General features: G+C 42.8%; 9 protein-coding genes. All 9 read right to left on the bottom strand.

From position 1 onward, the window contains the following. Window positions 1-122: 122 nt before the first annotated feature. Window positions 123-2294, bottom strand: coding sequence for a TonB-dependent receptor (locus tag HRU80_02540; GenBank protein QOJ27803.1), 2172 nt, complete (start codon window positions 2292-2294; stop codon window positions 123-125). Window positions 2295-2567: 273 nt separating this feature from the next. Then, window positions 2568-2804 carry a CDGSH iron-sulfur domain-containing protein gene (locus HRU80_02535; GenBank protein QOJ27802.1) on the bottom strand — a complete coding sequence of 79 codons (237 nt, stop codon included), beginning with the start codon at window positions 2802-2804 and terminating at the stop codon, window positions 2568-2570. Window positions 2805-2821: 17 nt separating this feature from the next. Beyond that, the gene (gene fumC / locus HRU80_02530; GenBank protein ID QOJ27801.1) at window positions 2822-4216 is read right to left on the bottom strand and encodes a class II fumarate hydratase; all 1395 of its coding nucleotides are present in this window, start codon (window positions 4214-4216) and stop codon (window positions 2822-2824) included. 317 nt (window positions 4217-4533) lie between these two features. Beyond that, the gene (locus HRU80_02525) at window positions 4534-7542 is read right to left on the bottom strand and encodes a type I restriction endonuclease subunit R (protein ID QOJ27800.1); all 3009 of its coding nucleotides are present in this window, start codon (window positions 7540-7542) and stop codon (window positions 4534-4536) included. After that, the gene (locus HRU80_02520; protein ID QOJ27799.1) at window positions 7542-9263 is read right to left on the bottom strand and encodes a DUF87 domain-containing protein; all 1722 of its coding nucleotides are present in this window, start codon (window positions 9261-9263) and stop codon (window positions 7542-7544) included. The genes HRU80_02525 and HRU80_02520 overlap by 1 nt, the downstream gene beginning before the upstream one ends. Before the next feature lie 18 nt (window positions 9264-9281). After that, window positions 9282-10316, bottom strand: a complete 1035-nt coding sequence (locus HRU80_02515; protein ID QOJ27798.1) for an SIR2 family protein — start codon at window positions 10314-10316, stop codon at window positions 9282-9284. Then, on the bottom strand, window positions 10307-11560 hold the full coding sequence (locus tag HRU80_02510; GenBank protein ID QOJ27797.1) for a restriction endonuclease subunit S: 1254 nt from the start codon (window positions 11558-11560) through the stop codon (window positions 10307-10309). The genes HRU80_02515 and HRU80_02510 overlap by 10 nt, the downstream gene beginning before the upstream one ends. Beyond that, the gene (locus HRU80_02505) at window positions 11553-13415 is read right to left on the bottom strand and encodes a putative DNA binding domain-containing protein (GenBank protein ID QOJ27796.1); all 1863 of its coding nucleotides are present in this window, start codon (window positions 13413-13415) and stop codon (window positions 11553-11555) included. The genes HRU80_02510 and HRU80_02505 overlap by 8 nt, the downstream gene beginning before the upstream one ends. Continuing rightward, window positions 13415-15199 (bottom strand): SAM-dependent DNA methyltransferase, encoded by a 1785-nt coding sequence (locus HRU80_02500; GenBank protein QOJ27795.1) that lies wholly within the window; start codon window positions 15197-15199, stop codon window positions 13415-13417. The genes HRU80_02505 and HRU80_02500 overlap by 1 nt, the downstream gene beginning before the upstream one ends. Window positions 15200-15438: the final 239 nt, after the last annotated feature.

The following is a 15438-nucleotide window of genomic DNA, read 5'->3' as shown; positions in this document are numbered from 1 at the left end:
CGTTTAACTAATGCTGCTGATCTCCCCCGGGGTCTGAGTCAATTTTAGAATTTCAGCAGAAAATAGTGTTGTACTAATTTTCATAGACCGGGTTAACCGGATACTTCCGGCAGTATTTCTTCCTACAAGCTGATCTTAACCCCGCCGTTTATTACAAAACCGTCCACGGGTGCATAGATATCGGCAAACACCGGATCAGAGACCGGACCGCTGTATATACTGCCGAACCTGGTCTGCCGTGTATCGAGCAGATTTTCGAAATTGATAAATACGGAGTAGCCCTCCCAGATTTTTTCCGCCATAAGGCCGCAAATCCAGAAATCTCTGGCCATGCTGCCATCCTGCAGTTTCTGCGGACTGTAGTAATATGCTTCAAAGCCGATCTTCAGTTCATCATGAATTTCATACATCAGAACATTATTTACCCGGTGACGGGCAACAAGCGGAAGTTCCGAGGTTATTCCGTTCAGCGACTGATGAACATCGGCAATGGTATATCCGGTAAAAAGCTTCAGATGATCATAGGTAAGTTTTATGTTTACTTCCGTTCCGCGGGTATCAATGCTTCCGCCGGGCTGCTGATATTCATAGTATCCCCCTGAAAGAGGAGTGAGCAGGAGCGGGTCAGTGATCTGTGTGTAAAATAATAACACATTCATGCTCAGCGTTAACTCATGCGCAAAAGCCGCGCGGAAATTAATATCCAGATTGCCTCCGGCGGAGCGTTCTGATTTTGCCCTGTCTTCATCAATCGGTAAAACACTCTTAAAATGAATCCTTTCAGCATCTTCAGTGAATACCGTGGGGGATTTATAACCGAGGCCTCCCCCAAGGCGTGCCGTAAGATGACTGTTAAACTTAAACAGCACTGAAATCCTTGGGAGCAGATGAAAGCCGTATATATTCTGATAATCTCCGCGGAGACCTGTTTCAAGCGCGATCAGTTCTGAAATTTTCCACGTATTCTGAATAAACGCACCGGCTGTTACGTGACTGTAATCCACAAGCCGGGCAGTGTCGGTTTTCTCCTGACTGAATTTTTCCGTCCAGAGATTCACGCCAAAAATCCACTCCTGATCATTTTGCTCCGCGGCATAGGTTGCTTCAGTAAAGGAGGAAAACTGCTCTCCCGAAAAACGGTAACCTGGAATTTCAACTGATCTGTCATAATAACCAAAGCTGTTCTTCACTCTGAACTCTGCATCTTCACCTGCCTTATGAATCAGACCAAGTCGCGTACTAAATCTGCCGGTAAGATTCTTTTCATAGTAGGAGTGAGTGCTGTCTCCGTTTCCCTCAATATACCGTATATCCCCTCCGGTTCTTTCTTCCGTGGTTCCCATCAGCCCCGCTTCGAGTGTGGTTCCGGGACTGATATATATAAACAACGACGGATTCAGCGTAAAGCGGCTGAACCGGGGTATTGCGGTGAATCCGATATCAGATGGGTCATACGGGGCTCCGGCATTGTACGAAGCAAATACTGTTGCTCCAGTCTTTTCATATTTTTCTCCATAATATCCGCTTATATCCAGACCCGCGGCCGAAGTACCATTCAGCAGAAAACTCAGCTCCCTTTCATCCCCCGGCTTCTTAGAAACAAGATTTACCAAACCGGCAATAGCTCCCCCGCCATACAGTGTTGATGAAGCTCCTTTTATCACCTCCGCCTGCTTAAGATCAAGAGGCACAATCTGCAGCAGGCCAAGTCCGCCGGAAAATCCAGAATAAAGGGGATATCCGTCACGCAGAATCTGGGTATATTTACCGTCCAGCCCCTGAATGCGGATACTTGAGTTATAGGAAGTTGCGGAGGTCTGCTGAGTCTGAATTCCCGTGCTTTCATTCAGCAGCATCCTTATATCCCCCGGTTTCATATTTCCCTTTTCTTCAAGTTCTTCCCCCGAGATAGCCTCAACGCGGGTAGGCAGATCGGCAATCGTCCGGCCGGAGCGTGTTGCCGTTACAATCACTTCTTCAATCTCCTCTTCTTCGTGCGAGAGATACACTTCTTCCGGTTCAGTCTGCCGCAGCGGGAATATATACGTCTTCTCAAAATCCGCGAAGCCGATATAACGGAAAAGAATAGTATGCGTTCCGTCCGGAATGTTTTTAATTTCAACAAAACCAGCGTCATCGGTTGTTCCCCCGATTGTGGTTCCCTGTATCAGCACCGTAGCCGCGGCAAGGGGTTCTCCGCTTTCACTGTCCCTTATAACCGCGGTAAAACTGTTTTGCGCAAAGGTAATGGCTGAATATGTTATAATAATTGCAGCCAGTAATACTGTTTTCATAAATTATGCTCAGTGGTTATTAGCAATACCGCTGTTTCGTGCGGATGTACCAGGAGTGGTGATGCAATTACGGAGGCTTTCCTTTTTTATAAGGTTCTGCTTTTCCGTAATTCAAAATAAAGGTTGCTAAAATATAACCAGAGTGCTTAAGCAGGACTACAACCATAGTTCCCGCAAAACCGATGCAGGCAGAGATGATGCCCTTTTCCCGGCATCACCGGGATTCATCATCTCTGCTCATCGTTCTTTATCAGAAATAAAGATGTCTGTATATCAGAGTTTTCTGTGGGTGCTGTCGCAAAACGGCTGTGTTGAGGTATGTTTGCATCCGCAAAACCACACCGTTTCCTCCTTTTCGAAGGTGACAATCACCGGCTGAAAATCAGTGCCGATGTGTGCGTCATCGCAAAAGGGCTGCGTCATGGAGAGTCCGCATGAACACCAGCGGTATGTACCCGGTTCAACGGTTACCTCGTAAGGCTCCTTTTGCGGGGATTCCGGCTTTTCCATATATATCCGTTCCTTTCTTACAGACCCGGTTTGATCATGTCCTCGGGGCGGACGTATATATCAAACTGTCCCGCGGTCAGAAGCCCGAGTTCAACAGCCACTTCCTTCAGCGTTTTATTTTCTTTATGCGCTTTCTTGGCGACTTTGGCAGCATTGTCATAACCGATATGCGGATTCAGCGCGGTTACCAGCATGAGGGAGTTTTCAAGATGTTTCTGAATTGCCAGAGTATTTGCCTCGATGCCGACCACACAGTGTTCGGTGAATGATTCACACGCATCCGCGATCAGACGGGTTGACTGCAGCACGTTATATATAATCACCGGCTTAAAAACATTCAGCTCAAAGTTGCCCATGGCACCGCCGAAGTTTACCGCAACATCATTGCCCATTACCTGAGCGCAGACCATAGTCATGGCTTCTGACTGAGTGGGGTTTACCTTGCCCGGCATGATTGAGCTGCCTGGTTCATTTTCAGGCAGAAGCAGTTCTCCGATACCAGAGCGGGGACCTGAACCAAGCCAGCGTATATCATTTGCAATCTTCATCAGAGAAGCAGCGAGAGTCTTAAGCACACCATGGAACTCAACAAGTGCATCGTGAGTGGCAAGTGCTTCAAACTTATTGCGTGCGGTAACAAAGGGAAAACCGGTGAGTTCGGCTATCTTCTTAGCTGAACGTTCGGCAAATTCCGGGTGGGTGTTCAGTCCGGTTCCGACTGCTGTTCCGCCGAGAGCCAGTTCATAAAGACGCGGCAGCGCGGCATGAATTCTTTCCAGACCGTTGGTAAGCTGCTGAACGTAGCCTGAGAACTCCTGACCGAGCGTAAGCGGTGTTGCATCCATCAGATGGGTTCTGCCTATTTTGATGACTTCCTTAAACTGCTCTGATTTTTCGGCCAGAGCATCGCGCAGCATGGTCACCATCGGAATCAGCTTAACATGAATCTGCTCAACGGCTGCGATGTGCATTGCTGTCGGGAAGGTATCGTTTGAGGACTGTGCCTTATTAACATCATCATTCGGATGAATCGGTTTTTTGCTTCCCATCTCTCCTTCGGCCATTTCGATGGCGCGGTTGGAGATTACCTCATTCACATTCATGTTGCTCTGCGTACCGCTTCCGGTCTGCCAGACAACCAGCGGAAAGTGATCAGCAAGTTTACCTTCAATTACCTCATCAGCAGCGCGGACGATGAGATCAGCTTTGTTTTTCGCCAGAATGCCAAGCTCAGCATTCACCAGAGCAGCAGCTTTTTTCAGAAAGCCGAAAGCACGGATAAGCTCGGCCGGCATTTTTTCACCGCCGATTTTGAAATTCATAAGAGAGCGGGCGGTCTGCGCGCCATAATATTTATCACTGGGGACTTCGATGTGTCCCATGGTATCTGATTCAATACGGAAAGATGACATAGTGTTTTAGCCTGAAATAGTTTAGAAATACTTCCACAAAACTAAGAAAAGAAGTACGAAGTATGAATTATGAAGTATGAATTCCCCCCCTCGGCTCCGCTCGGGGACCAGCGGTGTCCGAGCGTAGTCGAGGACAGCTCGGGGAACGGCTCGGGGACCAACCGGTGTCCGAGCGTAGTCGAGGACCGCTCGGGGAACGGCTCGGGGACCACCGGTGTCCGAGCGTAGCCGAGGACCACCGGCGTCCGAGTTGTCCTCAAGCGGAGTCGAGGACCGCTCAGGGACCGCCCTCGACACTATCCGGTGTCCGAGCTGTCCTACTGATTAGCTGTTAGTTTCCTAAAATCTCTCTGCATTATCTGAAACATGGTTCCGGTAAAGAAATCACGGAACTCTTTGTTGTCCTGAAACTCTTTATAAACCTCAAAGTTGTTTTCAATGTGGTCGGTAAGTTTTCTTGAAAGTACCTCTTCAAAGGTAATTCTGGCATTTTGCATATCAGAATGCCTGAATGCACTTACAAATTCATCATCATTAGCCACATCCTGCATTAAATCTTCAGTCATCTTTCTTACTTTGTCTTCGTTGGTGAATGTGGTGCCAAAGTGTTCGTTAAATTCTTTTACGATATTTGAAAGATAATCCATTTGCGGTTCAGTTAAACCGCCTCCCATTTCACCTGGTATGGGTTTCAGTTCCTTCCCCTGTTCAAGCGGAATATCGGAAGTGCCTTCTAACTGATAACGGAGACTTTCAATATCAATACTGTCCAGTATTCCCTGAGCCAGATCTACTTCCTGCCGGCGCCCAAGTTTATTCTGAAGATGATTTAAGAAGAGATATAATCTTTCCAGATAGGTGTTAACAAAAGGTACTATCTGCGCAAGAAAAACATATAACCTGACATACGATTTGCATTTAACCCTGAAATCCTCCCTCTGTTCCTCATTAAGTTCGGTTCTGAAAACTGCAGCGGCTGAGTCAAGAATGCTGTGCAATTGGTCAACAGGCGTATCTGTGATAAGCCTCTGCGAAAAATCCTCAACCTGTTCCCGGGTATATACCTGAAACGCATCAAGAGCAGACTGCAGATCAAACAGTTTATTCGGGTCGGTTGCCTCACCTAATATGGTGGTTTCGTAAAAGGGTTCAAATGATTTTTTTATGTCATCTGCTTTATTGGCAAAGTCCATCACAAAGGTATCTGTTTTACCAGCCAGAGTTCTATTGAGCCGGGAAAGGGTCTGCACGGCATTAACACCGCCGAGTTTCTTATCAACATACATGGTGTGAAGCAGGGGCTGATCAAAACCGGTCTGGAATTTATTTGCCGCGATCAGAAAACGGTATTCAGATTTTTTGAACTCATCGGCTATTGCAGAACTGGAAAATCCGTTTAGGGATGATTCGGATTCGCCTTCCATTTCACCAGAAAACGCAACGATTGCTTTAAATGGAATGCCTGCAGACGAAAGATAAGAATCAAATGCCCGTTTATACTTTACGGCATTCTTCCTGCTGCTTGTGACCAGCATGGCTTTTGCAAGTCCGTTGATCTTTTTCTGTTTAATAACCGCATTCATAAAATGCTCAATAATAATCGCGGTCTTTTTTTGAATGGAAAGATGATGGCTCTCTACATAGACGCGCAGTTTTTTCCGGGCTTTAACCTTATCAAACAGGGGATCGTCCTGAATCCGTTTGTGCAGACTGTAAAAACTCTGATAGGTAGTATAATTTTCCAGAACATTACGGATAAATCCTTCTTCAATCGCCTGTTTCATCGAATAAAGATGAAATGCCCGGAATTTTTCTTTATCGCCGTCCATGAATTTTTCACCGAAGAGCTCAAGGGTTTTATTCTTTGGTGTTGCAGTGAATGCAAAGTAACTTGCATTGGGGAGCATTTTTCTTCCCCTTACAATATCCGCCACCAGGTCTTCGGATGTTAACTCATCATACTGGTCTTTATCAACAAATATATATTCATTACCGTCAACCCGCACTTTTTCAAAATCCTGTGCCAAAGTTTCATTCAGCTTGCCCCCCATGTTGCCGCTCTGGCTGCTGTGGGCTTCGTCTATGATGATAGCAAATTTACTGCCGGGGAGTTCTCCAATCTCGTTTACGATGTAGGGAAACTTTTGAATGGTAGTTATGATTATTTTCTTTCCCTCTTCAAGCGCGGTTTTTAACTGTTTAGACCCTTCGGTAATTGCTTCCACAACTCCGCGCACCTGTTCAAAATTTTTGATGTTTCTCCGTATCTGGGCATCAAGCACTTTCCGGTCGGTAACAACAATTACAGAATCAAATACCGCTGTGGTGTTTGTATGGTCAAAGAGCCCCACTAACTGATGAGCCAGCCAGCTTATGGAATTACTTTTGCCTGAGCCGGCAGAGTGCTGAATCAGGTACCGGCGTCCGGGACCATTTTGCTTTGCATCCTGCAGGAGCGATGTTACCGCGCTTAACTGATGATAACGGGGAAATATAAGTTTTTTTACCTTCTCTTTTTTAACCGTGCCATCAGGCAATATTCTTTCGGTATCATCTTCGAACAACTGAACATAATTAAAAATTATGTTGGTTAGGGAATCTTTGGTAAGAACTTCCCTCCAGAGATAATCTGTCTTAATTCCCTCCGGGCTTGGAGGGTTACCAGCCCCGTTGTTATAGCCCCTATTAAAAGGAAGAAACTGGGTGCTGCCGTTGCGCAGATGCGTTGTCATCCAAACCTGTTCGGTATCAACGGCAAAATGAACCATGCACCTGCCAAGGCGGAAGAGCTCCTCACGGCTGTCACGGTTGGTTTTATATTGCTTTATGGCATCTTTAACGGTCTGCTTGGTCAGCTCATTTTTCAGTTCAAATGTTATAATTGGAAGCCCGTTAATGAAAACAACCATATCAAGACTGTTTTCATTCTGCATGCTGTAATGCACCTGACGGGTAACAGAAAAAATATTTTTGTTATAAAGTGCCACATCCTTTTCATTCAGAGAGGAGACGGGCTTATCATAAAACAGTTTCAGCTTTACATTGTTGTCGGTAATGCCTTTTCGCAATACCTCAATAATGCCGAAAGTTTTTATCTGGCTGTTAATACGGTAAAGCAGTTTGCTCCTGAAATTACTTCCGTGAACCGTCTTTAGTTTGGCAATCTCTTTTTCCTGCGTGCTCTCAAGAAACCGGAAAAGCAGATCCTCATCCGCACACTCCGCCCGGTTATACTGGCTGAAATGCCTCTCCTCAAAAGCATTCACCAGACACAGGTGCTGCGTGATGTGCGCTTCAAATCCCTTTTCTGAGGTGTCGGTTGTCATTAACTTACTTGCTGTTTACGCCAAGCGTCCAGAACTGGTGCAAACTGGATTTCTTCATGTGGTTTATTCCATTCTTTATAGAATGAAGTATCTGCACTATTTGGTGCAGGTTCTGGTCTGCGAATTTTAATCCTTGTTGGCATCATGACAGAATCACCAAGCAAAATACACTCACCACGCCTGAGATTGGAAAACATACTTACTATTCCTCGTATTGAATCTGGCAACAAACTTTTAACGTATGACTGGTCTTCGGGATTAGAAATTCTTAAACAAAGAAATGAGTTACATTGCGATAAAATAGTTGCAGAAACCTCTCGTGGTCTTTGACTGATTACGGTTAAACTTATTCCATACTTGCGTCCTTCTTTTGCAATTCTTTCGGCTGATAATCTTGCCGCCTCCGAATTAAGGTCTTTCTCGTTGAAGTAAATATGTGCTTCATCACAAAATACAGAAATAGGATATGATGTCGAGTTCACCTTTTTATACCAATAGGAGAAATCAAAAAGGCAGCGTAACAAAAGAGAAATAACGGAATTGCGAACATCGAATGGAATCGCACTCATGTCAACAATTACTAATTTTTTGGGATTAGATTCCTCACCTAATATCTTTCGAAATAATTCTTCCATTGATGCGGAACTGTTGTATGTTGTTGGATTGAAGATTAAATCATAACGTTTGTCGTTTAATCTTGAATCAATTCGCATTAAAAGTCTTGTGAAATCACCATTTAATGGACCTTTAACTAGTTTTGTAGAGCCTTGTACCATTTCAACATCAAGTCGACGAAACTCGGTAATAATAGAATCGAAATTGAAATACACAGGTGTATCTATAGTAATTTTGGGAATACCTAATGATTGATTCTCTGAATGACTTACTTTAGCAGCTTGTAATAGTTCCTTAAATTTTGCAATTTGATTAGGTGCTGCCGCCTCAGTTCTATCAACCATCAAACCTAGAAGTTCATCGCTTTTCATAAGCCAGTAAGGGAACTCCAAATCACCCGCATTGATGTATTCAGCATCATCGCCAAATACACTTGTGCCATCAACGCTTTGTTTGTATTCCCCATGTAAATCAAAAAGAACAACCGTTGATTTAGGGAATCGTGAAATGTTTTGCAGCAGTGAAGCTACTGTCCAGGATTTTCCGCCACCCGTTTGCCCTAAAATCGCAGCATGTCGTGATAGAAAAGCATCAAAATTAATTTTTGCCTCTTGATCCCTAATTAAGGAAAGTTCCCCGATTGAAAAATTTCCTTCAGCAAACGATTCATAAATTCTGTCAATAACATTCGGTAAAACAGCAAAGACGTCATTGTTTACTGTCGGTAAAATATCGGTTCCTCTCTCGAAATTTCCAGAAGCATCAATTGTTCCAACCGGAATTACTGATAAAATTCTAATTGAACTACTTATTATGTATTGATCTGTAATTTGGAGTTTCTTTATCTCACCGCTGGAAACAGGTGTATCTCTCATAGAGATATCTGAAATCATTGCCAACAGCTTTCCATTTGGAATTGCAATCAGTACAAAAGTACCAGGCTGACCAACTAAAACCGGAATCGGACCCTCATGTGTATTTATAGTTACACTCATATTCTCTTGGACACCATAAATGACTTCTCCAGTAGAAGAATAATCAAAGAGTGAAATATTTATTTCCTCTCCTGATACCGATAATACTTTTCCAATTTTGTAATCCATCATTTTTTCCTATCTGATTAGTTAAAATAAGTCTGCAAACTTTTTAAAATCCCAGAGATTAAAACTTGCGCTTTGTTCATTCTTGTTGTAATAAACTTTATCGTTAACCAGGTAATGAAAACTTGGATGTTCTTTCAAATTTGACATTTCGGGAGTTTCATCTTTTGACAAAGCAAAGAGTCTAAGAGATCTATTGTTTAGTTTGGGAACAAACAAAATATCATTAATATGCTCATCACGGTAACTATATCCACAGGATACAATAAACTTGCATTGATTTCCAATTATAGATGAAGCGTATCGGAATAATTTGTCGTATGGCGCTTCAAGTGTTTCTATGACTTTAGTTCGTCTGGGAAGAATCATGCATCTATTTGGTGCATTTTCACTTAAAAAGGATTCGAAAGTGTTTACATCATCTTTGAACCATGAAATAGAACCGTGAAGTTTCACAAGTATAATATGCGGTTCTTTAAAAGGTTCAAATTTCCTTGTATGATAATCGACTTTTCCATATTTCAGATCTAATCTTTCGATGTCAAAATATCTATTTGCAATTCCTTCAAAACCATTGTGTACAGGAATATGTGCTTTTGCCGCTGCCATTTCAAAGCATAAATCATAGTTGGTTGTGAATATCCAAATGGGTTCATTCCTATTCTGCAAGCGACTTTTTAAACCTTTTAGGAATTTGATATGATACTCAAGATTAGGAGCTGCTACTTCATTTATTACATCTACAATATACTTTCTAATCGAATCGGTCAGTGAATCAATATCTTTGTATCCTCCAGTTGTACTTGCACGATTGATAAAATCAGAGAGAATTTCAATATCGGGCTCTCCTTTCTCAACATCGAGTATTTGTCCCTTCTTCTTTAAAATCTTTTCAATTAATTCAATTTCTGGCGAAGATAGTTTCTTTAAGACATGGGTCGTCAATTTAGAAGTAAGAGGATACCCAGCAGCAAAAGATGAGCCCGCACCAAAAAAGAAACCAATTTGACTAAGCCCCATGTTTGAATTGGGAAATAGTTCTGAAAGAGTTATGTCCATTTTATTTCTTTCCCTTTCCCCATCACCGCTTCTACTATCATTGCTTCTTTGTACTCCCGAACAAGTTCTATTTCCCGTTCGGCTTTTGCTATGGTAATATCAATGGAGGTGGTTTCGTTTTTTATTAGTGATATTATTATTTTTTGTTCGTCTATTGGGGGTATAAATAGAACAAAGTTCTTTATCTCATCAATAGTTAATCCCTCTCTTGACGCCCCTTCAACGGTGTTTATTAAGGTCTGAATCCTATCGGATTGAATTTGAAGCATTAAAAATTCAGAATTAATAACATCCGGGATCGGCCGAATAATGCAAACATGTTGGTTGACATTTGCCGGTGCATCAAAGTTATAAATTTGGCATCTTCCTATTGAAGCTCCTGTAAGATTTATTAAAACATCATTGAATCTTACTTGCGAGTTTTCCATGTCAGCGTTTATTTCTTCAGATATGAAAGAAACGCTCTCTAATCGAAGTCCTTCATTATGTATGTTTTGACTTCGAAGGAAAATCACACCCTCATCCTGATAAACCTCTGCACCTCCTCTTGGAGTGATTCCACTACCTACTTTTGTGACACAAAATTTTAATCTTATTGTCTCTGCGTTAATTTTCAATAATTCATCAATAACTCGCTGCCTCTGCTCCTTCAGCAGCTCAATTAACCGCTTCTTCTTTTCGATGAACAGGTTTATCTTTTCTTCTTTAGCTTTAATGAATTCAACTATTTTGTCCTGTTCTTCTTTTGGGGGCACAACAGTAAAAATACTGAAGAATTTATCAGAGTATAAACGAAGCCGGCTGTCAATAATGCCTGTGCTGTTTCTGCGAAATTCAGCTTTAAATAAAGCTGTTGTAAACAAGTAACCAAAATATTCAGGGTTGTTGCCCTCCCTTATACGGTAAACACAATATGCCGGACTAGTGATGCCTTTGTATGGTGATATACCCATACTGCCGTTCCATGCAAGCATAATGTTCACAACAAGGTCCCCTGGCTCAACCAGTTTATAACCCTCAAGACTTTCTGCATTGGTTAAATGGTCGTCTTCGTTTTCAAGACTTTCACGCTTTAAGGTAACTCCGGTGTAATGGGAAACGGAGAGCAGTTCTTCTGCGCCTGATTCGCTCCGGTTATCAATTTCCCGGAACAGGTTTTTAATACGGAGCACCTGCCAGTGAGGAGGGAACTCACCCAGCCATGCGGTTTTATTGGTTTCTTCGGCGGTTGTCATTTTATTCATTAATTACCGTTTTATATGCCTGCTGCGGGTGGTTGGGCATTTCCGGAAAACCATACGCAAGTTTGCCGGACTCCCGCAGAGGGGTGAGGAAATTTCTTAACAAATATTTTTCACTTCTTCCCAATATCCCGCTTAATTCTGAGGATTTCAATGTCCTCCAAGCACATAATTCCAGAACTACGGCTTCCAGCACTGCCGGATCTGCAATTCGCAAAGGTAACTTTTCCACCGCTGACTTAAGGGCAGGGGGAAGCTGGTGCACTAAGCTCGTGTTAACTGGTGCACTAAGGTCTTCAACTGGTGCACTAAGGTCTTCCACTGGTGCATTAGGGTCCTGAACCGGTGCAGTTTCAGCATCAGCCGGGGTATCCGTCCAAAATGGGAAAACCCGACTTGGGGTATAGTAGGTGTTGCGTCCTTTTCCTTTCTGAAGAAGAATGTCTTTGTCTCTTAGCCCCCTCAAATCAGCACTCGCGTGCAGAGTATCCATTCCGTTGAGCTGTCGGTAAGCGGCATTATCAATGGCCCCGACCTCTTTTACAAAAATTAATGCTCTTTTTTGGTTATCTCCAAGATTATAATGATTAATCTTTGCCAGCCATTTTACATCATCTTCATTCAGGAAGTGGTGCAATAGCAGCCGGGCAGTAAACAGATTGTTGCTATGGTCGCTTTCAAAAGTTGGCGGCATAAGAGCTGCCTGCTCCATCAGGTTCCGCATTGTTCTGATGCCGCTGCCCTTGGTCTCAGCAAGATTTGTGTCATGAAAAATGGCGGCAATAAAAGGATTCCGGTTTCGTGAGCCCGGTTCACCAAGCTGTTCCTCAGGTTTAAGTGAAAAACCAGGGTTCTTTATTTCCAGACGGTTTCCATACCGTATAACCTGAATGGGCTGATTTTCGCGATATGTTCTGTGAATAAATGCGTTAACGAGGGCTTCACGAAGTACGCGGGAAGGTAAACCGATACTATCGGCCTGAATTTTACCCTCAGGCAGCAGAAACCCCTTTGGCAGGTCATCGGCAATCGCGCTGAACGTTCTTTGTACCAGTTCAATAAGCGGGCCGCGCATATCAATGGTAGTGAATCTGTTTTCAGGATCAGAAATCCACTCATTACCCGGCACCCGTATATAATCAACCCTCACCATCGGAAGCAGTCGCCGGAGTGACTGGCGTTTTCCAAAAATCAACAATCCGGCATAGGTAAGCCGCCAGGAGTCTTGTTCCATTTTTATACAGCCAAGTGACTTAAGAAGATCAGTGTCATTATACTGAAGTTCTTCTGCATAAGGATTTGCTTTGGTTCTCAGACCGCGGTAAAGATTAACGGCTTCTTCGCTGATGTCCTCTAAACCAGTATCTTTAATAATACTTCCGTCAAGAGAATCTTCTTTATTGTAAAAAACAAATAAATCATCATCAGTGCAGCGCTGATCACTTGAGCCAATCCGCCTGAATGCACCTCTTGGTAATCCTTCCGATTTGAAATAAAGAGGTTTCCGGGACTGCGGAAGCTCGGGTATATATATCATCAGCACAACCCTGCCATTAATTATTTCTGTTGCTATTTCTGGCCGCACGGTGTGATTGAACATAGATGCACATTTTGTGCTGAAGTCAAGCTGGAGTTTGTCGGGATTTTCAACACCAAAGACCCGGTAAGCGGGAGATGCAGGAAGTTCATTCTGATCAACACCAAGCAGAAGGGTGCCTCCTCCTAACCCCGGTTCATTGGAAAATGCACAGACCGTTTCCATAATTGAACGGTCAATCTGTGTTCCTCTTTTAGCTTCCGTATTTGAACATTCATCGCTAAGATTTAGTTTGTCCAAAAGTTCTCGGACTGATTCCATCACGCAATAATTTCTTTGAGCAGCCCCTCAGTTTCCTGCTCAATGGCTAAAATATCTTTTGCTATTTCAGTCAATGGCCGCGGCGGCTGGTGTTTATAAAAATATTTTGCGAAATTAATTTCGTAACCGATTTTACTTTCCTTTTCATCCCACCAGGCATCGGGGGTAAAAGGGAGCACTTCACGCTCAAAAAACTCCTGTATATTTTCTTTCAGAGGAATATTCTCTGTGTCTTTCAGTTTGATATCTGCTTTGGGTTTTCCTTTGGCGGCATAGAGAATATTTCCGTTTTCATCCCGCTCTGGTCTGTTCACAATTATCTGCGTATAGCCAAAGTCATCATTGTCAAATATTTTGCTGTATTCATTTTCTTCAAACTCCAGATACATTTTTTCAATAACGGGAATATGGCTTTCAGAAAATTCAACTCTTTTTTTACCAAGCGGCTTGCGCATCTTGGTATAAAACTTTTCTGATGTAGCGTTTATTAACTGGACTTTTCCTCTCCTGTGCTCTGCTTTACGGTTGGTCATCAGAAAAATATAGGTTGGAATTCCGGTATTATAAAACATATCATTTGGGAGAGCAATAATGGCTTCAAGCAGGTCATTTGAAATAATATGCTTTCTTATTTCGCTCTCACCCTGGCCGGCATCACCGGTAAAAAGCGCTGAACCATTATGAATGGAAGCAATACGGCTGCCAAGTTCTGTGTTTTTCATTTTGCTGAGCATGTGCAGAACAAACATCAGCTGACCATCGTTTACACGGCTTGTTACTGCTTCGCTCTTATATCCGTTATTAAGTATGAACCGCTTGTCAAGGATCTTTCCTTTTTCTCCTACCCCAAGGGCTTTTTTGTCTGCTGCCCACGTCTTACCATATGGAGGGTTGGTTAGCATAAAGTCAAATTTTAGCTCTGGAGGAAATCCGTAAGCGCTCAGGGTGCTGCCGAACGCAATCTTGTTCGGGTCTTCACCTTTAATGAGCATATCACTTTTGCAGGTTGCGTATATAAAGGGCGTGCTTTCCTGCCCGTATAAGTGAACGGTTGCATTACTTTGCACAGGGCCTTCAGGATTCAGGATAAATTTTTTTGCAATGGTGAGCATACCGCCTGAGCCGACACAGGGGTCATAAACAAGATAGGTTCCCTGTTTAATTTTATCTTTTACGGGAATGAAAACAAGATGGGTCATTAAGTCAATAATTTCCCTTGGCGTGAAGTGTTCCCCTGCCTCTTCATTATTTTCTTCATTAAAGCGGCGGACTAAATCTTCATACACATACCCCATCGCCAAAGGAGGCAGTTTATCAGGGTGCAGTTCAACTTTCGGAGAGCAGAATTTTTCAATCAGGGCAAACAATATCTGAGCTTCATCCAGGGTTTCAATTTCATTACGGAATTTGAACTGCTTTATAATATCCTGAACATTATCAGAAAATCCGTTGAGATAGTTTTCAAAATTAGACCGCAGATTTTTGGGGTCCTGCATCAGCTTTTTAAGTGTGAATGGTGAGGTGTTATAAAAAGCCAGTCCGGAACCATGTTTGCTGCTGGTGAGCAGGGAGTCCAGATTATTCAGTTTCTTCTTATACTCGGAGAATGTTTTAAGAACCCGGTCTTTGGTGGGCTCCAGAAGTAAATCCAGCCGCCGGATGACAATCATTGGCAGGATAACATCTTTGTATTTACCCTTTTGATAAGTATTTACCAGAACATCATCTGCCACAGTCCACAAAAAGTTGATTATTGGCTGAAGTGATTGAGTATTTAGTGCCATAGGTTATGTGTTTTTCTTTCCCAGTTGTAAGTTTTTACAGTTTTACCTGTAGTTCAAAATTTTCCGGTTCCTTAAATAGGAATGTAATTCTGTATGTTGTCCATTATTCAGCAATTTCGGGGATTTAGGTTGTAAACAAAACTGCTACATCCGGGCATCAGCATTCTTTCCCAAACATTGATTCTCAAAGGCAAACAATCATTAATTACTACCATATCATTTCATACAAAAATAAGAAA

This window comes from Ignavibacteriales bacterium (assembly GCA_015709675.1).
GTDB lineage: Bacteria > Bacteroidota > Ignavibacteria > Ignavibacteriales > Ignavibacteriaceae > H2-BAC3.
This window is presented reverse-complemented; position numbering and strand designations above follow the sequence as displayed.